Raw genomic sequence first — 19354 nt, forward strand, 5'->3', positions numbered from 1 at the left:
GCGGCACTCCTCCGGCGTCGTTCGCCGGCTGGACGCAGATGGTTACGGTGGGCAGGAAGAAAGCCCCACCATTCATCGGGCGATGGCATAGGCCTGCATCAGCCGCGGCGTGGCGGCCGCCAGCACCTGCCCGTCGCGGCGCCCGGTGGCGCAGACGCGGCCGAGCGACCAGGGCCCTTCCACCTTCACCAGGTGGCCACGGCGTTGCAGCGCGCCGATCACCTCCGGCCCGAAGCGCTCCTCCACCAGCAGGCGGCCTGGCTCGGCGATGCGCGGGTAGAAGGATTGCGGGAAATGGCGGCTGGTGAACAGCGGCTGGTCGATCGCGGCCTGCAGGTCCATCCCGTGATGCAAATGGCGCAGCAGCACGGCCAGCGTCCACTGGTCCTGCTGGTCGCCACCCGGCGTGCCCATGGCCAGGTAGCCCTCGCCGTCGCGGGTCACCAGGGTCGGCGTCAGCGTGGTGCGCGGGCGCATCCCCGGGCGCAGCGTGCTGGGATGCCCCGGGGCGAGCCAGCACATCTGCCCGCGCGTCGAGATCGAGAAGCCCAGCCCCGGCACGGCCGGGGAGCTTTGCAGCCAGCCGCCGGAGGGCGTGGCGGAGACCATGTTGCCCCAGCGGTCCACCACGTCGAGATGCACGGTGTCGCCCCATTCCACCGGCAGCGGCGCGAAGGTCGGCTCGCCATGGCCGAGGCCGATCGGAGTTTCCGCCCCCGACATCGCCATCACCTCCGCCATCCGCGCCATGGCGCCGGGCAGGTCACCTGGAATCAGGTCAAGGCTGGCCTCATCGCTCACCAGGCGACGCCGCGTCGCGGCGTAGGCGTCGGAGAGCAGGACATCGAGCGGCACATCCACCGCATCCGGGTCGCCGTAGAACACCTCCCGGTCCGCATAGGCCAGCTTCATGCACTCGACGATGGTGTGCACGAAGCGCTCGCCCGCCGGGTCCATGGCGGCCAGGTCGAAACCCTCCAGCAGCGCCAGCGCCTGCAACAGCACCGGGCCCTGGCCCCAGGGGCCGGTCTTGTGCACGGTGAGCCCGTGGTAGTCGCGGCTGGTGGTGGCTTCCGTGCGGGCGGCGTAGCGGGCCATGTCGTCGCCGGTGAGCAGCCCGCCATGGCGGCGACCGGAGGAATCCATGAGTTCCGCCGTGCGATAGAAGCGGTCCACCGCCTCCGCCACGAAGCCGCGGTAGAAGGCGCCGCGCGCCGCCTCGATCTGCGCCTCCCGGTTGGCGCCGGCGGCCTCTGCCTCGGCGAGGATGCGGCGGTAGGTGGCGGCGAGGCCGGGGGTGCGCAGCAGGGCGCGCGGCCGCGGCACCTCCCCGCCCGGCAGCCAGATTTCCGCCGAACTGGGCCATTCGGCCGGGAAGAACTCGCGCGCCGGCAGAATGCTGGCGGCGACGCGGGGCAGCACGGGGAAGCCGTTCTCGGCATAGCCGATGGCGGCCTCCAGCACGGCCCGCGGGGTCCAGGTGCCATGGTCGCGCAGCAGCAGCATCCAGGCGTCGAAGGCGCCCGGCACGACGGAGGGCAGCAGCCCGGTGCCCGGCACCTGCGCCAGGCCGAGAGCGGCGAAGCGTTCCGGCGTGGCCGCCATCGGCATCGGGCCCTGGCCGCAGATCACCAGGGGGAGGTCCTGGTCCGGCCGCTTCAGGATGATGGGCACCTCGCCCCCGGGCCCGTTCAGATGCGGCTCCACCACCTGCAGCACGAAGCCTGCGGCGGCGGCGGCATCGAAGGCATTGCCGCCCCGCTCCAGCACGGACATTCCGACGGCACTGGCGATCCAGTGGGTGGTGGCGATGGCACCAAAGGTGCCGCGCAGTTCCGGGCGGGTGGTGAACATGGCGCTCCCTACCGAACCAATTCTACATTGGTTCCACACATTGAGCACCACAGGCGTTACATGCTTCACAGCGGCGCGTACCAATACTAGTCTGGTCCCATGGAGACGGATAGCGCGGCACGCGCCAGGCTGGAGGACTACCTGCGGGCGGAGGGCTTGCGGGACGGCGACCGGGTGCCGCCGGAGCGCGATCTGGCCCCCAGGCTCGGCCTCAGCCGCCGTGCCCTGCGGAATGCACTCCAGGCGCTGGAACTGGAAGGTCGGCTGTGGCGCGGCGTCGGCCAGGGCACCTGGCTTGGCGAGGCGCCCGCCGCCAGCCTCCGCGCCGGCGGCGCCGATCCGCAGGCGGTGATGGAGGCGCGGCGAACGCTGGAGCCGGCGCTGGCGGGGCTCGCCGCCATCAAGGCCTCGCCCACGGACACCGAGGCGATCCGCCGCTGTGCCCGGCGCGGTGCTGAGACGCATGACCAGGAAAGCTGGGGCCGCTGGGACGCCGCCTTCCATCGCGCGATCGCCTTCGCCTGCCACAATCCACTGCTGCGCCAGTGCTTCGAGCAGTTGGAGGCCTGCCGCGCCGGCACCGAATGGGGCCGGCTGCGCAGCCTGGTCGCCACGGCCGCGCTGCGCCAGCACTCCACCGCGCAACACCTGGCCATCGCGGCAGCTATCGCCGACCGCGACGCCGCCGCCGCGCACCGGGCGATGTGGGACCATCTGCAGACCGTCCACCAGGCGATCCAGGCCACCAGCGCCGATGCCGGCGGCCGCACCGCCGCCCCGCGCCACGCCGCCTGATTCCCGCATAAGGATCCACTCCATGACCGAGCGCTTCACCACCACCCGCCGCACGGCCCTGACCGCCGCCGTGGCCGCCTCCCTCGGCATCCCCGCCGCGCGGGCGCAGGACCGCTATCCGAGCCGGCCGGTGACCATCACGGTGCCCTGGGCCGCCGGCGGAACCACGGACATCCTGGCCCGCGTGGTCGCGGAGCCGCTGCGCCGCGCCACCGGCCAGCCCTTCGTGGTCGAGAACCGCTCCGGCGCCTCAGGCAACATCGGCTCCAACGCGGTGGCGCGGGCGCGGCCGGATGGCTACACGCTGCTGTTCGGCTCGATGAGCACGCATGCGATGAACGACGCGCTGTTCAACAACATGCCGTTCCACGGCGTCGACGACTTCACGCCGATCGCGCTACTCGCCTTCGTGCTGAACACCATGGTGATCCACCCCGGCGTGCCGGCGAACACGGTCCCGGAGTTCATTGCCTATGCCAAGGCGAACCCCGGCAAGATCGCCTATGCCTCCGCCGGCCCCGGTTCCACCAACCATCTGTGCGCGGAGATGTTCGCGCGCATGGCGGGAATCGAGATGGTGCACGTGCCCTATCGCGGCGGCGCGCCGGCGGTGCAGGACACGGTGGGCGGCCAGACGCAGCTGTTCTTCAGCGCCGGCACCCAGACCCTGCCGCATGTCCGCGACGGCCGCCTGAAGCTGCTGGCGGTGACCGAGGGTCGGCGTTCCACCCTGCTGCCGGAGGTGCCGACGGTGGCGGAATCGCTGCCCGGCTACGAGATGGCGGTGTGGTACGGCGCGCTCGGCCCGAAGGGCATGCCGGCCGAGTTGGTCACGCAGATCAACGGCGAGATCAACAAGGCACTGATGCAGCCGGAGGTGCGCGACCGCATGGCCGCGATCGGCGTCGAGGTGGTGAACCAGACGCCGGCGGAGTTCGGCCGCGTGCTCGCGGCAGATGCGGCGAAGTGGAGCCGGGTGATCCGCGAGTTGAACATCGGCATGACCAGTGCCTGATCCGGTGGCGGCGCTGACCGCCCGTTTCGCGGCGGCGGCGCGGGAGAACGGCCCGCTGCCGCTGCTGCATGCGGCGGCGGAAGTGGCGCGGCAGGCGACCGGGCCGGGCCTCTGCACCGCCATGCGCTTCGATGCGGCGGCGATGACGGTGCGGCGGCTGTTCAGTTCCAATCCTGGCGCCTACCCCGTGGGCGGCGCGAAGCCGAAGCGCGACACGCCATGGGGTCGGATCGTGCTGCTGGAGCGCGAGGTCTTCGTCGGCGAGGGCGAAAACGCCATCCGCCAGCATTTCGATGACCACGCGCTGATCCTGAGCCTCGGCCTGCGCAGCGTCGTCAACGTGCCGGTGCTGCTGCGCGGCGGCTGCGTCGGCACGCTGAACCTGCTGTGGCCGGAGCCGGTCGTGGACCCGGAACGGCGGGCGCTGGCCGAGTTGCTCGGATTGCTGGTGGCGCCGGACTGGGTCGAATGACCCGGCCCGGCAGCCGGCTCAGCCGCCCGTGATGCCGGCCGCGCGCACCAGCGGCTCCCACACCGCGATCTCGCTGCGCAGGTAGGCGGCGGCGGAGTCCGGGGTGCTGTCGGTGACCACCTGCATGGCGAAGCCGGTCAGGCGTTCCTTCACATGTGGCAGGTTCACCGCGGCGTTCACCGCACGGTTCACCGCCTGGATCACCGGCGCCGGCGTGCCGCTGCGCGCCATCACCATGTGCCAGGTGTAGGCCTCGTAGCCGGCAACGCCCTGCTCGATCATGGTCGGGATCTGCGGCGCCAGGCTGGAGCGCGTCTTGGTGCTGATGCCGAGCGCCCGCAACTGCCCGGACCGCACATAGGGCAGCGCGGAGGCGGCGATGTCGAAGATCATCGGCACGCGGCCCGACAGCACATCCGGCAGCGCGGCGGAGGAACCGCGATAGGGCACGTGGTTCGCCTTCAGCCCGCCGGCGGCGTGCAGGAACAGCTCCGTCGCCAGGTGCACCGCGCCGCCCTGGCCGGAGGAGGCGTAGTCGTACTTGCCGGGGTTGGCGCGCAACTCGGCGATGAACTGCTGCAGGTTCTGCGCCGGGAAGTTCGGGTTCACCAGCAGGATCACCGGCACCTGGCCGACCAGCGCGATCGGCGTGAAGTCGGCGATCGGGTCGAAGGGCAGGCTTGGGAACATCGCCCGCGTCACCGAATGCGCGACCGTCGTGTACAGCAGCATGGAGCCATCCTGCGGCCCCTTCGCCACGGTGTCCGTGCCGATGACGACGCCCGAGCCGGTGCGGTTTTCCACCACTACCCGGTTCGGCAGCGCCTTCGACATCTCCTCCGCCACCAGGCGGGCCGGCACGTCCGTGGGGCCGCCAGCGGCGAAGGGCACGACCATGCGCACCGGCTGGGTCGGCCATACGCCCTGCGCCGCGGCAGGACGCAGCATCAGGCCGGGTGCCGCGAGCAAGCCGGTGCCGGCAGCGAGAAGGGTGCGGCGGCTGAAGGGCGGGTTGGTCATGATGATGCTCTCCCCCGGGCCTTGGCGGCCCGTTACGTTCCTGGATGGGACCAGTGTTGGGAGAGCGAGGGCCGGCGTCAACCTCGGAGGCGGACGCCGGCCCCTTGGCTCAGTTGATCCGGATGTTGGCTTCCTGGATCAGGCCGGTCCACTTCGCCGTTTCCTCCCGCAGCCAGGCGGCGGCGGAGTCCGGCGTGCTGTCAGTGACCAGCCGCATGGCGAGGTCGGACAGGCGCTGCTGCACGGAAGCCTGGGCCGCCACCTGCATGAAGGCGCGGTTCACCGTCTGCACCACCTGCGCCGGCGTGTTCCGCGGCGCCATCACCATGTGCCAGGTATAGGCCTCCAGACCCGGGAAGCCGGCCTCGGCCGTAGTCGGCACGTCGGGCAGCTGAGGCAGGCGGGTGTTGTCCATCACGGCCAGGGCGCGGGTTTCGCCGCGCTGTGCGTAGGGCAGCGCGCTGGTGGAGACATCCACGATGATTGGGATCGTGCCGTTCAGCACGTCCGGCATGGCGGCCGCGGTGCCGCGGTAGGGCACATGCAGGGCGCGGGCCTCCATGCTGCGCAGCATCAGCTCCGTCGCCAGATGCAGCGCGCCGCCGTTGCCGGAGGAGGCATAGGTCATGCCACCCGGATCGGCCTTCAGCGCCGCCTGCAACTCCCTCAGATTGGTCGCCCGCACATCCTTGCCGACGGTGATCAGCATGGGGATGACACCCACCAGCGCCACCGGCACGAAGTCCGCCACCGGGTCGAAGGGCAGGCGCGGGAACAGCGCGCGGAGCGAGGCATGCGCCACGGTGGTGTAGAGGAAGGTGTGGTTGTCATTCGCCTTGGCGACGACATCGGTGCCGACCACCACGCCGGCGCCGGTGCGGTTTTCCACGACGATGCGCTGCGGCAGCACCCGGCCCAGTTCCTCCGCGAACAGGCGGGCGGGGATGTCGGTCGGGCCGCCAGCGGCGAAGGGCACCACCATGCGGATGGGCTGGGACGGCCAGTTGGCCTGCGCCAGGGCGGGCCGTGCGAGGGGGGCGGCAAGGGCGGCGGCCGTTGCGCCGAGAAGTTGGCGACGGTTCATGCGGAAGTCTCCGTTGCAATCGGGAAGGTGCCTTCCTGGCCAGCGCGGCAGGCTGTCCGGGGTTCCCGTGTTGCAACGCAACAATGCGACGTCAATCCGGTTTGTCTACCAACTCCGCGTAGAGGTCCGCGTCCGTTGCTCCCTCCGTCCCGAACAGCAGCACCCGGCTCTGCGCGTCCAGCCCCAGCATGGCGCGCGACATCGGCTCGGCCGCCACCAGCAGCAACGCGGCGAGGCCGGCGGTGGCGCTTTCGCCCGCCACCAGCTTCGGCGAGCGGCGAGCCAGCAGGCGCATCACGTCGACCGCGCTCTCGTCCGGCACGGAGATGAAGGCGTAGGCGCTGCGCTCCAGCTCCTGCCATGCCAGCAGGCTTGGCTCGCCGCAGGCCAGGCCGGCCATCAGCGTATCCAGCTCGCCGGGCACGGAAACCGCCTCCCCGGCCTCGGCGCTGGCCAGCAGGCAGGCGGCCTTCTCGGGCTCCACCACCACCACCTTCACATCCGGCCCGAAGCTGGCGCGAAGCTGGATGGCGACGGCAGCGGCAACGCCGCCGACCCCGGCCTGGATGAAGGCGTGGGTGGGCGCGCGGCCTTGCAATTGTTCCGCCGCCTCCTCCGCCATCAGGCGGTAGCCCTGCATGACGTCGCGCGGGATTTCCGTGTAGCCCTCGTAGGAGGTGTCGGAGACGACGAACCAGTTCTCCGCCTCCGCGGTGCGCGCAGCCTCCCGCACCGCGTCGTCATAGGTGCCGGGCACGACGCGGATTTCGGCGCCGTATTTCGCGATGGCGTCGCGGCGGCCTTGGCTGACCGTTTCGTGCACGAAGATGACGCAGCGCGCGCCGAACCGCTGTGCGCCCCTGGCGACGGAGCGGCCATGGTTGCCATCGGTGGCGCAGGTGACGGTGATGGCGCGGGCGGCATCCCGATGAGCGCCCTGCGCCAGTTCCTCCGTGGTGACGGCATTGGCGACGCCGCGGCGCGCGAGTTCGCCGACCAGCAGCCGCGCCACCGCATAGGCGCCGCCGAGCGCCTTGAAACTGCCGAGGCCGAAGCGTTCGGCCTCATCCTTCCACTGCACCTCCGCCACTCGGCCGGCGAGGGCGACCTCCGGCAGCGGCACCAGGGGTGTCGGCGCGTAGCCGGGCCAACTGGTGATTTCAGCGCGGGCGCGGCGGAAGCCTCCCTCGGGCAGCACCACCACGCCGGGCGTGCCGTGGCGGCGGTTCAGCATCATGCGGAAGGGGCGTTCAGGGATCATGCGACGGAGATTGGCGCGGCGGCTGTCCGGCGGCAATCGGCGCGGCTTGGCGCGCAACCGCCAGGCAGGCAGATTGCCGCCGCGAAGTGGAGGACATGGGGCATGCAGGTCACGATCCTGGGCGGCGGCGGGTTTCTCGGCCGGCGGCTGGCGGCGCGTTTCGCGGCCGATGGCGCGGTCGGCGGGCGGCCGATCTCGGCCCTGACCCTGTTCGACCTGCACCAGCCGGCCCCGCTGGAGGCGCCCTTCCCGGTGCGTTGCCTGGCCGGCGACGTGGCCGATGCGGCGACCCTGGCCGAGGCGATTCCGCCCGGCACCGGCCTGGTGGTGCACCTGGCCGCCGTGGTCAGCGCGGCCGCGGAAGCGGATTACGACCTCGGCATCCGGGTCAACATCGCCGGCACGCAGGCCGTCATCGCAGCCTGCCGTGCCCTGCCCGCGCCGCCCCGCGTGGTGTTCACCTCCTCCGTCGCCTCCTTCGATGGCGGGCAGGACGCGATGGTGCCGGACGACGGGCGGCAGATGCCGACCAACAGCTACGGCGCGCAGAAGGCGATCGGCGAGCTGCTGCTGGCGGATGCGACGCGGCGCGGCTTTCTCGATGCGGTGTCGATCCGCCTGCCGACGGTGATGGTGCGCCCTGGCCGACCGAACCGCGCCGCCAGCTCCTTCGTCTCCGCCGTGGTGCGCGAGCCGCTGCTGGGCCTGCCGGCGCAGTATCCGGTGGCGGAGGATTTCCGGGTCTGGATCTGCTCTCCCCGCCGCGCCGTGGAGTGGCTGGCGCACGCCGCTGCACTGGACAGCGCGACGCTCGGCCGCGACCGCGGCATCAACCCGCCCGGGCTTTCGGCCAGCATCGCCGAGATGCTGCGGGCGCTGGAGGAGGTGGCGGGGCCGGAGGCCCGGGCGCTCGCCCGCCGCGTGCCGGATGCGGAGGTCGAGGCGATCGTCGCCGGCTGGCCGGCCGCCTTCGCTGCCACCCGCGCCCCAGGCCTCGGCTTCACCCGCTCCGAACCCCTGGTCGAAATCGTACGCGCCTTCATCGCCGACGATCTGGAGGCGACCCGCCGGGACCGCGAGGCAGGCTAGCCCAGCCGTGGCGCCCGTCGTCCGGCCATGGGCATCGCCACCTGGCCATGATCCGGCGCCAGCACCTCGCAGAACGGGATGGTCATGCCGGCGCGCACCTCCTCGATCATCGGGGGCGCGCGGCGGCCGGCGGACATGTCGTGCGGGAACCAGCCGATCAGGACGCTGGCCTGCCCGCCCGGCGGCACCAGCACCGGCTCCGCCGGCGATTGGACCAGGCCGTACAACTCGATGCCGGTGAGCACGGCGGCGGGATAGGGGTGCGGGTTCTGCACCAGCAGCCGGTATTCCGTGCGCCTGGCCTCCGGCCGCACCGCCATCTCGAAGCGCTCAGCGAGCAGGAAGCTGTCATCGGCCCTTGGCCCGATGCGACAGGCGAAGGGCGTGGCTGCGGCAGCGGGGCCTGAGATGGCCAGGGCCAGCAGCACGAAAAGGGTGGCGGATCGGCGCGGCATCGGGGTTTCTCCTGCGTTGCTGCCATGATGCGGCCGACGCTCGGCACTTGGCCAAGACGCCCAGTCTGTCACGCCGATTGGTAAATCCTTCATTGATGGGTGGCGGGCGGCATCACCGGCGTTCCGCCTGATGGAACGATTTCTTCTTCCACATCAACCACTTGCGCCGATCCACGGCGGGCGTCATGCTGCCCTAAATCGTCCTGGGAGGGACCCGTCATGACCACCCGCCGCATCCTGCTGGGTGCCGCCGTAGCCACGCTGGCCGCACCGCGCGTCGCGAAGGCCGCCTGGCCCGCCGACCGCGCCATCGAGGTCATCGTCCCCTTCCCGCCCGGCGGCGGCGTGGACAACATGGTGCGCCCCATCGTGCACTTCGTGACGCCCCGGCTGCGCGGCGCGCGCTTCGCCATCGTCAACCGCGCCGGTGCCGCCGGGCAGATCGGCTTCGAGGCGTTGTTCAACGCGGCGCCGGATGGCTACACGCTTGGCGCCCTGACCAACACGGCGATGCACGCGATCGCGGTGGAGCGCACGCCGCGCTACAAGCCGGAGGAGTTCACCTACATTGCCAATGTGGTGGATGACCCGGGTGGCTTCTGGGTGCGCGCCGACAGCCCCTGGCGCACGCTTGACGATCTGAAGGAAGCCGCGAGGCGCGACCCGGAAGGCATCGGCGTCGGCACCGCCGGCATCGGCTCCGACGACCACCTGCTGCAACTCGGCTTCGAGGAAGCGGCCGGCGTGCGGCTGCTCCACGTGCCCTACAACGGCACCGCGCCGGTGCAGCGGGACGTGCTGGGCGGCAGCCTGAAGATCGGCAGCTTCAACATGAGCGAGGGCGTGACCCTGCTGAAGGAGGGCCGCATCCGCTGCCTGGCGCAGGGCGGCCCGCAGCGCTGGGCCCCGACCGGGGAGGTGCCGACCTTCAAGGAACAGGGCTACGACGTGCTCGGCGGATCCGCCCGCGGCATCGGCGCGCCGCCTGGCCTGCCGGATGAAATCCGCCTGGCGCTGGAAGCCGCGTTCCGCGATGCGCTGGCCGACCCGGCCCTGCTCGCCGACGCCGAGCGCACCGGCCTGCCGCTGCGGCCGCTGGTGGGTCAGGACTACCGCGCCATGATGCGGGCGGACCACGCGACGCTGCAGGGGCTGTGGCAGCGGCGGCCCTGGCGGGGCTGAACGCCTACTCCGCCACGGCGCCCTGCGCTTCCAGTGCAGCGCGCCATTCCGGGGTCAGCGGCACCTTCTCGCCGCTCTCCTGGCGCGTGACGACGCAGACGGCGCGCGCGGTGCAGCATTCGACACCGTCCCGCAGCAGCGCATATTCCTGGATGTAGGACGTGCGGCGGAAGGAGACGGTGCGGCAGGTCAGCGTGACAGCCTCGTTGAAGCCGACGCCGCGCAGGTAGCGCGCCTCGATCTGCGCCACGACCGGGCCGGGCGTGGTCGCCGCGAGCTTTGCCCCGGTCAGGTCCTGCCAGTGCGAGACGCGCAGATCCTCGAACAGGGTCAGGTAGGCGGCGTGGTTGACGTGGCCGTAGGCATCGCATTCGGACCAGCGGATGACGTGGTGCCGGATCATTGTGTGGGCACCGGGCGCGGCTTTCGGTGTTCGTCGATGGCGATGAAGGTGAAGACGCCCTCCGTCACCAGGCACATCTGCTCCTCCGACCGCTCGCGGCGCCAGGCCTCGACATCGATGCGCATGGAGGTGCGGCCGACCGAGATGACCTCGGCGAAGATGCTGACTTCGTCGCCGACCAGCACCGGCATGTGGAATTTCATGCCTTCCACTGCGATGGTCGCGACCCGGCCCCGGGCGCGGCGCCCGGCGGCATTGCCGGCGGCCAGGTCCATCAGGCCCATCAGCCAGCCGCCGAAGATGTCGCCGGAGGGATTGGCATCGGCGGGCATGGCGATGGTGCGCAGCTTCGGCGCATCGGCCGGGGGCATCCTGTCAGGGCTTCGCGACACGCTTTCGTCCTTGTAGGAATGGTGGACCTAGTTTCGCGGGCACCATGGCGGAAGTCCACTTCATCACGCATCCGGAGGTCGCGATCGACCCGTCCGTTCCGGTGCCGGACTGGCCCCTGTCGGCGCGTGGCCTGGCCCGGACGCGGGCGATGCTGGCGCGACCCAGGGTCGCCGGGATCGGCGCCGTGTTCAGCAGCACGGAGCGCAAGGCGACCGACATGGCAGCGATCCTGGCCGCGCATCTCGACCTCGGCTTCACGCAGGTGGCGGCGCTCGGCGAGAATGACCGCAGCGCCACGGGCTATCTGGTGCGCGAGGAATTCGAGGCAACGGCGGATGAATTCTTCGCCCGGCCCGGGCACAGCGTGCGCGGCTGGGAGCGTGCCGTGGACGCGCAGGCGCGGATCGTGGCCGCTGTGGAGGCGGTGCTGGCGCAGGCGCCGCCGGGTAACGTCGCGGTCGTCGCGCATGGCGGCGTCGGCGCGCTGCTGCTGTGCCACCTGAAGCGCGTACCGATCAGCCGGGCGGAGGATCAGCCCGGCGAGGGCGGCGGCAACCTCTTCACCTTCGACCGCGCCAGCCGTGCCTTGCTGCACGGCTGGCGCAGGATCGAGGATTAAGCCGGGCCGAGCGCCAGGATGGCGCGCGCCATGGCCTGCGCCCGCGGCACCAGGCTCTCGATCTCCAGATATTCCTCCGGCGTGTGGGCCTTGCCGCCGACCGGACCCACCGCGCACAGCGTCGGCGCGCCCATCGCCGCGGTGAAGCCGCTGTCGGCGCAGCCGCCGGAGAATTCGCCGGACGGATCGAAGCCGGAGGCCTTCGCGGCTTCCCGATAGCTGGCGAACAGCCGGGCCGATTCGGGGGATTGTGTCAGCGGCCGGAACTCGCCGCGGATCGTCAGGGTGCTGCGCGTGCCGGGGACGAAGGATTTCTCGATGATGGCGTGGATCTTCGCCATCACCTCCTCGCGGTCCGGCGGTTCGACATAGCGCAGGTCGATCTGGCCCTGCGCCCAGGGCGCTACGGTGTTGACGCTCTGCCCGCCGGAAATCAGTCCGACATTCAGGGTGATGCCGCGCGCCAGGTCGGTCAGCGCGTGGATGGCGGTGACCTTGGCGGCCAGTTCACCGATGGCGCTGATGCCGGCCTCGAAGTTGCCGCCGGAATGCGCCGCCTTGCCCTCCACGTCGAAGGCCATGAACACGCCGCCCTTGCGGCCGGTGACGATGCCGCCATTGGGGCGGCCGGGTTCGGAATTAAATACTACGCGCGCCGCCTTGGCCTCCGCCTCGATCACCGGCCGGCCCTCCGGCGAGCCGATTTCCTCATCGCCCGTGAACAGCGCCACCAGCGGGCCGGGCGCGCCGCCGAATTTCTGGAAGCCGGCCAGGACGAACATGTTCATCACCAGCCCCGCCTTCATGTCGGCGACGCCGGGGCCGAAGGCGCGGGTGCCTTCGATGGTGAAGGGCCGGCGCGTCGGCTCGCCCTTCGGGAACACCGTGTCCCGATGCCCCATCAGCAGGATGTTCTCCCGCGCATTGCCGCCGCGTGTCGCCTGCCCGCCCTCCACCGTGGCGCGGATGCAGTCGCCGTGCTTCTGCTGCGGCAGGGTCTCCACGGGGATGCCGTGCTGCGTCATGAAGCGCGCGACCTGGGCGCCGACCTTGTCGACGCCTTCCTTGTCGTAGCTGCCGCCGTCGGTGTCCACCATCTCCCGCAGCGTCTCGAGCATGGCGCCCTGCTGCGTCGCCAGCCAGTCGATGACCTCCGACTTCATTGCTATTCAACCTTTCCGATGCGGGCGACGGCGCGCAGCAGCCGCGCGCTGTCTTCTTCGAAGAACTTCGCGAATTCCGGCGCGTCGAGATACGCCACGGGCGCACCGGCCGCGGTGAAGGCATTGACCAGCGCCGGGTCCTGCACCGCCTGGCGCACCGCGTCACGCAGCTTCGTCATCACGGGTGCCGGCGTCGCGGCCGGCGCGAACAGGCCGGCCCAGATGTAGAACTCGACGTCCCGGAAGCCCTTTTCCATGAAGGTGGGCACGTCCGGGAAGGCCGCCACGCGGTCCTTGCCCCAGCAGCCCAGGACGCGCACCCGGCCGGACCGCACATGCTGCGTCAGCGTACCGGGCGCGGAGGCCAGCGCCTGCACCTGGCCGCCGAGCAATGCGGTGATGGCGGGCCCGGCGCCGCTGAAGGGCACATGCAGCGCCCTGAAGCCGGCCGCGGCGGAGAGCATCTCCATCGCGACATGCAGCGTGCCGTAGGTGCCGGAGGAGCCGTAGGGAATGTCACCCGGGCGCGCCTTCGCCGCGGCGATGAACTCCTCCATCGTCTGCCACGGCGCGCTGGCCGGCACGGCGAGCATGGTGGGGTCCGCGTTGACCAGGGCGATCGGCGCGAACTGGTCCACCGTGTAGGGCGGCGTGCGGCCGAACAGCTTCTCCGCCTCCGGGATCACGGCGAGCGAGGACAGCGCCATCAGCAGCGTGTAGCCATCGGCCGGGCTGCGCGCGACGAAGGCGTTGCCGATGGCGCCCGCGGCGCCACCGCGGTTCTGCACCACCACCGCCTGGCCGAGGATCTTCTCCATCGCCGCGGCGGTCGGCCGTGCCGCAAGGTCCGCCTGTCCTCCGGGCGGGAAGGCCACGACCATGTTCAGCGGGCGCTGCGGGAAATCCGACTGCGCGCGAGCTTGACCGGCAAAGGGTAGCGCGGCGGCGGCGCCGAGCAGGGTGCGACGGTTCATTGATGTTTCCTCCCTTGGTTCGGTCAGGCGACCGGATTCTCCAGCACGCCGATGCCGGTGATCTCGATGCGCACCACGTCGCCGGACTTCAGGAAGACCGGCGGGTTGAAGCCGATGCCGACGCCGGCGGGCGTGCCGGTCGCGATGATGTCGCCCGGCTCCAGCGTGATGGCGGCGCTGATCGCCTCGATCAGGGTCGGGATGTCGAAGATCAGGTCGGCGACGGGCGCGTGCTGGCGCTGTTCGCCGTTCACCCAGGTGGTGACCAGAAGCTTGGTCGGGTCCGGTGCCTCGTCCGCCGTCAGGATGGCCGGGCCCATGGGGCAGAAGCTGTCGAGGCCCTTGCCCAGGATCCACTGGCTGTGGCGCTTCTGCAGGTGGCGCGCGGTGACGTCGTTGATGATGGTGTAGCCGAAGACGTGGCGCAGCGCGTCCGCCTTGGCGATGCCGCGGCCGCCGGCGCCGATGACGACGCCGAGTTCACCCTCGTAGTCCAGGCCGCCGGTCGGATCGAGGTGGCCCAGGATTGGCTCGCCATTGGCGATGATGCTGGTGTGCGGCTTGCTGAACACCACGGGAAACGGCGGCACCACGTCCTTCGCGCCACCATCGAAGCCCGACCCGGCGAACTCCTTGGCGTGCTCGTGATAGTTCTTGCCGACGCAGAAGATGTTCTTCGGTGTGCGCGGGATCGGCGCGCAGAGTTTCGCGTCCGGCACCACCGGGGCCTTCGCCGCAGCAGCGCGCGCCTTGGCCAGCAGGGCGGACGAGGCGCCTGCCAGGTCCAGCATGCTTTGCCCGCGCAGCAAGGGTTCCGCCGCGCCGAGGTCCAGTACGGCGCCGGAGGCATCCAGCGCGCCGAGTTCCTGTTGCAGTTTTCCGTGGCGCGTGAAGGTGACGAGGCGCATGGCGCAGAAATCCCTCAGTTGAGCTTGGCGCGCATCTGCCCGGTTTCCTCCGGGTTGGCCAGGGGCAGGCTGGCGGCCCGTTCCAGCGCGCGGGCAGCGCGGAACGCCAGGTCGTCGCGGTACAGCGCGGCGGCCACCTGAACGCCGCGCGGCATGCCGCCCTCGTCCAGGCCGATCGGCACGGCGATAGCCGGCTGGCGGGTCAGGTTGAAGGCGAAGGTCCAAGGCGCCCAGTCGCGCCACAGGGCCTCCACCGGCTTGATGGTGGGGGCATCGGCGTCGAAGGCCGCGGTCGGCGTGGCGGCGGTCAGGATCAGGTCGTAGCGCTGGTGGAAGCGGGCCATGGCGTGGCCGCATTCCACGCGCAGCATGTCGGCACCAAGAAAATCCGCCGCCGTCATGTCGCCCATCCGGCGCGCCACCTCGTCGATCCCGGCATCGAGCTGCGCACGCCCGGCCTCGCTCGCGCCATTCCAGATGCGGGCGATCGCGACTCCCCAGACGCGGGAGAAGATCGCGCGCGTATCCGGCAAGTGCGGATCGGCTTCCTCGACAATGGCGCCCTGCTCGGCCAGCAGCTTCGCCGCGACCTGGAGCGCCGCCTCGCCTTCCTCGTCCAGCGGCGGCTCGAAGCCGAGGCGGCGCACCACGGCGACGCGCAGGCCGGCGACACCGTCATCGATCCCTGTGCGCCAGTCGCGCGGATCATCCGGCAGGCTCACGGGATCGCGCAGGTCGTGCCGCGCCATGGCGGAGAACATCAGCGCCGCATCGCCGACGCTGCGCGTCATCGGCCCGGCGCAGGCGACGCCGGAGAAGGCGCCGTGTGGCCATTGCGGGATGCGGCCGTAGCTCGGCTTCACGCCGACCAGACCGCAATAGGCTGCAGGGATGCGGATGGAACCGCCGGCATCGGTGCCGATATGCAGCGGCCCGAAGCAAGCCGCCCCCGCCGCGCCGGCGCCGGAGGAACTGCCGCCGGTGGTGCGCTGCGGGTTCCAGGGATTGCGGGTGACGCCGTGCAGCGGACAGTCGCCGGGCGTCTTCCAGCCGAACTCGGTGGTGGTGGTCTTGCCGAGGATGACGGCGCCGGCGGCCTTCAGGCCCAGCACCGCCGGCGCGTCCTCCGTCGCCGGCTTCGGGTCCGTCGTCAGGCTGCCGCGTCGTGTCGGGAAGCCGGCGATGTTCAGAAGGTCCTTCACCGTGCAAGGCACGCCGTCCAGCATTCCCATCGGGCGGCCTGCGGCCCAGCGCGCTTCCGATTCGCCGGCCTGGCGCAGCGCGTGCGGGTTCATGGCGGCGAAGGCGTTCACCCAGGGGTTGTAGCGCGCCACCCGCTCCGTCACCGCCTTCAGCGCCTCGACCGGCGACAGCGCGCGGCGGGCATACAGGCCGAGCAGTTGTTCGGCTGTCATCAGCGCGGGATCGGTGGTCATGCGGGGCTTCCGGAGCGGGGCATCGGGGCGCAGCATGGCGGCTCACCAACGCCAGGGAAACCCCGCAGCATGACCAGCGCCAATCCGTGGGAATGGAGCGAGCCGGAATGGCGGCAGATCGTCGGCCGCGCGCGCGCCGGCCGTAGCCTGCGCCCGACCGCCTGGCCCGGCGGCGCGCAATGCTGCGTGACGCTGAGCTTCGATGCGGACCATGAGACGATTCCGCTGCGCGATTCAGATGAAAGCCCGATGCGGATCAGCCAGGGGCAGTATGGCAGCCGCCAGGGAATTCCCCGCATTCGCGCCCTGCTGGCGAAGCACGGCATCCCGGCCACCTTCTTCTACCCGGCCGTCTCGGCCCTGCTGCACCCGGAGGAGATTCGTGCGGTGGCCGAGGAAGGCCACGAGATCGGTGTGCATAGCTGGATCCACGAGGCGAACACGAAGCTGCCGCCCGGCGTCGAGCGGGAATTGACGCTGCGCGCGGCGGACACGCTGGAGAAGACCAGCGGCCAGCGCCCGGTCGGCATCCGCACCGCATCCTGGGATTTCTCGGTCGACACGCTGTCGATCATCCGGGAGATGGGGCTGCTGTACGACAGCTCCCTGATGGCGGATGACGATGCCTATGAGCTGCTCGACCAGGGCGAACCGACCGGCATCGTGGAACTCCCGCCGGAGTGGATCCGCGACGACGCCGTGTATTTCAACATGCTGCGCTTCTCCGGCCTGCGCCCCTACACGCCGCCTTCCGCGGTGGAAGAAATCTTCACGGCAGAATTCGACGGTGCCTATGCCGAGGGCGGCATGTTCCTGCTGACGATGCACCCGCATGTCATCGGCCATCGCAGCCGCATCGCGCTGCTGGACCGGCTGGTGACGCGGATCAAGACGTGCGAGGGGGTCTGGTTCGCAACCCATGCGCAGGCGGCGCAGTGGTGCAAGGACAACGCCGCGCCGGCCGGCTGACTTCAACACTTCGCCAAGGCGCCTCTCGTGCGCAGGCTGGCCCTGGTCGGGCCACGGTGAAGGTGTAGGAGCGGGACTCCTGATGGAGAACGAACCGGCATGATGAACCGCATCCTGGGCATGGGCGGCAAGCTGCGGGCCCAGGCGGCGTTGCTGCGGCGGGACCCGCAGGCCTTCGCCGTCAACATGATGCAGGTGACGCACCCTTCCCTGTTCCGGGAACGGCTGGTCGACATCATGAATCCGGTGCCGATGCATGTGCGGGTCGACCCGTCGCTCGGCGGGGCGATGCGGCTGAACGTGCTGAACCCGGCGCTGTCCAAGGAAGGCATGACCGGCGGGCCGAACACCATCCTGAACCTGGCGGTGCGCGTGGCGCGGCAGGGCATCCCGGTGCGCCTGATCACCACGGTGAAGCCGGGCGGCGTGTCCGCGGATTGGCTGCGGCACCACCTGGCGGAGCTGGTCGGCGGTGAGATCCCGGAGATCGCGGTGGAGACCGCCGCGGTCGAGGCGTCGCCGCTGGTCGTCGGCCCCGGCGAGGCCTTCATGGCTACGCACTGGACCACCGCGCAGCAGTTGAAGCCCATCCTGCCGCGGATGAACTCGGCAAAGTTCATCTACATGCTGCAGGAATTCGAGGCCGGCTTCTACGCCTGGTCCAGCAACCACGCGCTGGCGCTGGAAACCTACGGGATGGATTTCTGGCCGGTCACCAACGAGAACCTGCTGGCCGAGTATTTCTTTCGCACCGGCCATGGCCGCTTCGCCGACCCTGGCTTTCGCGAACGCTCCATCGCCTTCGACCCGGCGATCGAGGACCGCGTCTTCCACCCGCCCACCGCCCCCTGGCCGCCGGGGCCGAAGACGCTGCTGTTCTATGCGCGGCCATCCAACCACCGGAACCTGTTCGGCCTGGGGCTGGAGGCGCTGCGCCGTGCCGCCGCCGACCCGGCTTTCGCCGGCTGGCGGATGCTGGCGATCGGCGGTCGCGGCGGCGTGCCGGACCTGCCTCTGGCCAATGGCCACGTGCTGCGCCCGGCGCCGTGGCGCGGCTACCTCGCCTATGCCGACCAGTTGCGGGAGGCCGATGTGCTGCTGGCGCCGATGCTGTCGCCGCACACCGGCTACCCGGCGCTGGAAATGGCGGCCTGCGGCGGCGTGGCGGTGACCAATGCCTTCTCGGTCAAGACCATCGAGGTGCTGGAAGGCCTGTCGCCCAACATCGTGGCGACGGAGGCAACGGTGGAGGGCATGGCGGCGGGCCTGGTGCGCGCCGCCGGCCTGGTCAATGCCGGCCGGCCGCGCGACGGCGTGCTGAACCTGCCGCGCGACTGGGCGGAGGCGCTGGACCCGGCGGCGCGCCGGGTGGCGGAGGTGCTGCGGGCGTTCTGACGGCGGGGCTTCAGCGCGAAGCGGGGGCCGCCGTCAGCACGGCGCGCGCGATGGCCGCCGTGGGCACCGCCCAGCCGCCCGCCACGCCCGCATCGGCCATGGAGCCGACCCCGGCCACCACCCATTCGCCGGAGGTTCCGCGGGCGAATAGCGGCCCGCCACTGGAGCCGCTGGTCGCGACGCAGGAATGCCGCATCATGATGCGGCCGGCGGTATCGTGGCCGAGCGCCACCACGGCGCAATCCATGTCGGCAACCAGTTCCCGCCGATCCGCCTGGTAGCCGCCGAAGACCAGGGCGGTTCCCGGCCGGATGTAGCCCGCCGCCAATTGCAGCGGCGGCCCCGAGGCGCCCAGCGGCGCGTCCAGCGCCAGCACGGCCCAATCGGCATCCGGCGGCGCCGCCGGGTCGAGCCGCGGTCCCGGCCGGACCGAATAGCCCGGCCCCATGATGATGTGGCTCACCCGCGCCTCAGAACCCGTGCCTGCCAGCAGTGGCGACAGCCGGAAGCGGACCCGACTGGGCTCGATCCGGCGGGCGCTGCGCGGGTCGAACAGGCAATGCGCGGCGGTCAGCACGGCGCGCTGGCTGACCAGCACGCCGGTGCAACGGGCGCCGCTGCTGGTGGTGACCACGCCGACGGCGTTCCATGGCGCCTCAGTGGGGTCCACTGCGACGCGCCGATCGTCCCGGCCCAGCCCCGGCGCCGCGGTGCAGCCGGCGAGCAGCGCCAGGGCCGCGAGGCCGGGAACCGGCCAGCGCTTCGCGCTACGGGCCGATCCTGATGCTGCTGCTGTCCTCACCCGCTGTCATCTCCACCCTTCCGGCGGTCAGGGTGATGGCTTCGGGCTCGGCGAGGCAAAACAAG

The 19354-nt window shown here is 71.1% G+C and carries 20 protein-coding genes; 8 read left to right on the forward strand and 12 right to left on the reverse strand.

Annotated elements, in window-relative coordinates:
• Positions 1–72: 72 nt before the first annotated feature.
• Positions 73–1854 (reverse strand): gamma-glutamyltransferase family protein, encoded by a 1782-nt coding sequence (locus ACLF3G_RS07660; RefSeq protein WP_430668769.1) that lies wholly within the window; start codon positions 1852–1854, stop codon positions 73–75.
• A gap of 99 nt (positions 1855–1953) precedes the next feature.
• Between ACLF3G_RS07660 and ACLF3G_RS07665 the strand changes: the two genes are divergently transcribed.
• Genes ACLF3G_RS07665 through ACLF3G_RS07675 form a run of 3 tightly spaced genes read left to right on the forward strand, consistent with a single transcriptional unit; the run spans position 1954 to position 4136 of the window.
• Entirely contained in the window at positions 1954–2649 is a 696-nt protein-coding gene (locus tag ACLF3G_RS07665) for a FadR/GntR family transcriptional regulator (RefSeq protein WP_430668770.1), read from the forward strand.
• A gap of 22 nt (positions 2650–2671) precedes the next feature.
• Positions 2672–3664, forward strand: coding sequence for a Bug family tripartite tricarboxylate transporter substrate binding protein (locus ACLF3G_RS07670; RefSeq protein ID WP_430668771.1), 993 nt, complete (start codon positions 2672–2674; stop codon positions 3662–3664).
• A gap of 4 nt (positions 3665–3668) precedes the next feature.
• Positions 3669–4136: a GAF domain-containing protein gene (locus ACLF3G_RS07675; RefSeq protein ID WP_430668772.1), complete on the forward strand. Its 468-nt coding sequence runs from the start codon at positions 3669–3671 to the stop codon at positions 4134–4136.
• 18 nt (positions 4137–4154) lie between these two features.
• On the opposite strand, the gene ACLF3G_RS07680 is transcribed toward ACLF3G_RS07675, so the two are convergent.
• The 3 genes from ACLF3G_RS07680 to ACLF3G_RS07690 form a co-directional block, all read right to left on the reverse strand.
• Positions 4155–5156 (reverse strand): Bug family tripartite tricarboxylate transporter substrate binding protein, encoded by a 1002-nt coding sequence (locus tag ACLF3G_RS07680; RefSeq protein WP_430668773.1) that lies wholly within the window; start codon positions 5154–5156, stop codon positions 4155–4157.
• A gap of 109 nt (positions 5157–5265) precedes the next feature.
• Entirely contained in the window at positions 5266–6240 is a 975-nt protein-coding gene (locus ACLF3G_RS07685; protein ID WP_430668774.1) for a Bug family tripartite tricarboxylate transporter substrate binding protein, read from the reverse strand.
• 91 nt (positions 6241–6331) lie between these two features.
• Complete coding sequence (locus tag ACLF3G_RS07690; protein WP_430668775.1) at positions 6332–7501, reverse strand: diaminopropionate ammonia-lyase; 1170 nt, start codon at positions 7499–7501, stop codon at positions 6332–6334.
• 102 nt (positions 7502–7603) lie between these two features.
• Here ACLF3G_RS07690 and denD point away from each other — a divergent pair, with 102 nt between their 5' ends.
• Entirely contained in the window at positions 7604–8590 is a 987-nt protein-coding gene (denD, locus tag ACLF3G_RS07695; protein ID WP_430668776.1) for a D-erythronate dehydrogenase, read from the forward strand.
• Here the strand turns inward: denD and ACLF3G_RS07700 are convergent.
• The gene (locus tag ACLF3G_RS07700) at positions 8587–9045 is read right to left on the reverse strand and encodes a hypothetical protein (protein WP_430668777.1); all 459 of its coding nucleotides are present in this window, start codon (positions 9043–9045) and stop codon (positions 8587–8589) included. The genes denD and ACLF3G_RS07700 overlap by 4 nt on opposite strands.
• Positions 9046–9264: 219 nt before the next feature.
• Here ACLF3G_RS07700 and ACLF3G_RS07705 point away from each other — a divergent pair, with 219 nt between their 5' ends.
• Positions 9265–10227, forward strand: a complete 963-nt coding sequence (locus ACLF3G_RS07705) for a Bug family tripartite tricarboxylate transporter substrate binding protein (RefSeq protein WP_430668778.1) — start codon at positions 9265–9267, stop codon at positions 10225–10227.
• Positions 10228–10231: 4 nt separating this feature from the next.
• Here ACLF3G_RS07705 and ACLF3G_RS07710 read toward each other — a convergent pair whose 3' ends face one another.
• Together ACLF3G_RS07710 and ACLF3G_RS07715 are read right to left on the reverse strand one after the other, a co-directional pair.
• Complete coding sequence (locus ACLF3G_RS07710; protein ID WP_430668779.1) at positions 10232–10630, reverse strand: acyl-CoA thioesterase; 399 nt, start codon at positions 10628–10630, stop codon at positions 10232–10234.
• Entirely contained in the window at positions 10627–11001 is a 375-nt protein-coding gene (locus tag ACLF3G_RS07715; protein WP_430668780.1) for an acyl-CoA thioesterase, read from the reverse strand. Before ACLF3G_RS07715 ends, ACLF3G_RS07710 begins: the two co-directional genes overlap by 4 nt.
• A 65-nt stretch (positions 11002–11066) precedes the next feature.
• Between ACLF3G_RS07715 and ACLF3G_RS07720 the strand changes: the two genes are divergently transcribed.
• Entirely contained in the window at positions 11067–11642 is a 576-nt protein-coding gene (locus tag ACLF3G_RS07720; protein WP_430668781.1) for a histidine phosphatase family protein, read from the forward strand.
• Here the strand turns inward: ACLF3G_RS07720 and ACLF3G_RS07725 are convergent.
• Genes ACLF3G_RS07725 through ACLF3G_RS07740 form a run of 4 tightly spaced genes read right to left on the reverse strand, consistent with a single transcriptional unit; the run spans position 11639 to position 16123 of the window.
• Positions 11639–12805 (reverse strand): M20 family metallopeptidase, encoded by a 1167-nt coding sequence (locus tag ACLF3G_RS07725; RefSeq protein ID WP_430668782.1) that lies wholly within the window; start codon positions 12803–12805, stop codon positions 11639–11641. The two genes, ACLF3G_RS07720 and ACLF3G_RS07725, sit on opposite strands and share 4 nt — an antisense overlap.
• A 2-nt stretch (positions 12806–12807) precedes the next feature.
• The gene (locus tag ACLF3G_RS07730; protein WP_430668783.1) at positions 12808–13779 is read right to left on the reverse strand and encodes a Bug family tripartite tricarboxylate transporter substrate binding protein; all 972 of its coding nucleotides are present in this window, start codon (positions 13777–13779) and stop codon (positions 12808–12810) included.
• A gap of 23 nt (positions 13780–13802) precedes the next feature.
• Entirely contained in the window at positions 13803–14687 is an 885-nt protein-coding gene (locus ACLF3G_RS07735) for a fumarylacetoacetate hydrolase family protein (RefSeq protein WP_430668784.1), read from the reverse strand.
• A gap of 14 nt (positions 14688–14701) precedes the next feature.
• Positions 14702–16123 (reverse strand): amidase family protein, encoded by a 1422-nt coding sequence (locus ACLF3G_RS07740; protein WP_430668785.1) that lies wholly within the window; start codon positions 16121–16123, stop codon positions 14702–14704.
• Between the two features lie 69 nt (positions 16124–16192).
• Here ACLF3G_RS07740 and ACLF3G_RS07745 point away from each other — a divergent pair, with 69 nt between their 5' ends.
• The gene (locus ACLF3G_RS07745) at positions 16193–17092 is read left to right on the forward strand and encodes a polysaccharide deacetylase family protein (RefSeq protein WP_430668786.1); all 900 of its coding nucleotides are present in this window, start codon (positions 16193–16195) and stop codon (positions 17090–17092) included.
• A 99-nt stretch (positions 17093–17191) separates the two neighbouring features.
• The gene (locus tag ACLF3G_RS07750) at positions 17192–18487 is read left to right on the forward strand and encodes a hypothetical protein (RefSeq protein WP_430668787.1); all 1296 of its coding nucleotides are present in this window, start codon (positions 17192–17194) and stop codon (positions 18485–18487) included.
• 10 nt (positions 18488–18497) lie between these two features.
• Here the strand turns inward: ACLF3G_RS07750 and ACLF3G_RS07755 are convergent, their stop codons facing one another.
• A complete protein-coding gene (locus ACLF3G_RS07755) occupies positions 18498–19289 on the reverse strand; it encodes a trypsin-like serine peptidase (RefSeq protein WP_430668788.1) in 792 nt (263 codons plus the stop codon).
• Positions 19290–19354: the final 65 nt, after the last annotated feature.

The organism is Falsiroseomonas sp. HC035 (genome assembly GCF_050563525.1).
Classification (GTDB): Bacteria; Pseudomonadota; Alphaproteobacteria; order Acetobacterales; family Acetobacteraceae; genus Falsiroseomonas.

Bases quoted from the DNA above. Each gene is read 5' to 3' on its own strand.
- ACLF3G_RS07730 (WP_430668783.1), bottom strand. From the start codon at position 13,779: ATGAACCGTCGCACCCTGCTCGGCGCCGCCGCCGCGCTACCCTTTGCC.
- ACLF3G_RS07735 (WP_430668784.1), bottom strand. From the start codon at position 14,687: ATGCGCCTCGTCACCTTCACGCGCCACGGAAAACTGCAACAGGAACTC.
- ACLF3G_RS07715 (WP_430668780.1), bottom strand. From the start codon at position 11,001: ATGCCCCCGGCCGATGCGCCGAAGCTGCGCACCATCGCCATGCCCGCC.
- ACLF3G_RS07720 (WP_430668781.1), top strand. From the start codon at position 11,067: ATGGCGGAAGTCCACTTCATCACGCATCCGGAGGTCGCGATCGACCCG.
- denD (WP_430668776.1), top strand. From the start codon at position 7,604: ATGCAGGTCACGATCCTGGGCGGCGGCGGGTTTCTCGGCCGGCGGCTG.
- ACLF3G_RS07665 (WP_430668770.1), top strand. From the start codon at position 1,954: ATGGAGACGGATAGCGCGGCACGCGCCAGGCTGGAGGACTACCTGCGG.
- ACLF3G_RS07685 (WP_430668774.1), bottom strand. From the start codon at position 6,240: ATGAACCGTCGCCAACTTCTCGGCGCAACGGCCGCCGCCCTTGCCGCC.
- ACLF3G_RS07680 (WP_430668773.1), bottom strand. From the start codon at position 5,156: ATGACCAACCCGCCCTTCAGCCGCCGCACCCTTCTCGCTGCCGGCACC.
- ACLF3G_RS07700 (WP_430668777.1), bottom strand. From the start codon at position 9,045: ATGCCGCGCCGATCCGCCACCCTTTTCGTGCTGCTGGCCCTGGCCATC.
- ACLF3G_RS07725 (WP_430668782.1), bottom strand. From the start codon at position 12,805: ATGAAGTCGGAGGTCATCGACTGGCTGGCGACGCAGCAGGGCGCCATG.
- ACLF3G_RS07660 (WP_430668769.1), bottom strand. From the start codon at position 1,854: ATGTTCACCACCCGCCCGGAACTGCGCGGCACCTTTGGTGCCATCGCC.
- ACLF3G_RS07705 (WP_430668778.1), top strand. From the start codon at position 9,265: ATGACCACCCGCCGCATCCTGCTGGGTGCCGCCGTAGCCACGCTGGCC.
- ACLF3G_RS07670 (WP_430668771.1), top strand. From the start codon at position 2,672: ATGACCGAGCGCTTCACCACCACCCGCCGCACGGCCCTGACCGCCGCC.
- ACLF3G_RS07690 (WP_430668775.1), bottom strand. From the start codon at position 7,501: ATGATCCCTGAACGCCCCTTCCGCATGATGCTGAACCGCCGCCACGGC.
- ACLF3G_RS07745 (WP_430668786.1), top strand. From the start codon at position 16,193: ATGACCAGCGCCAATCCGTGGGAATGGAGCGAGCCGGAATGGCGGCAG.
- ACLF3G_RS07740 (WP_430668785.1), bottom strand. From the start codon at position 16,123: ATGACCACCGATCCCGCGCTGATGACAGCCGAACAACTGCTCGGCCTG.
- ACLF3G_RS07710 (WP_430668779.1), bottom strand. From the start codon at position 10,630: ATGATCCGGCACCACGTCATCCGCTGGTCCGAATGCGATGCCTACGGC.
- ACLF3G_RS07750 (WP_430668787.1), top strand. From the start codon at position 17,192: ATGATGAACCGCATCCTGGGCATGGGCGGCAAGCTGCGGGCCCAGGCG.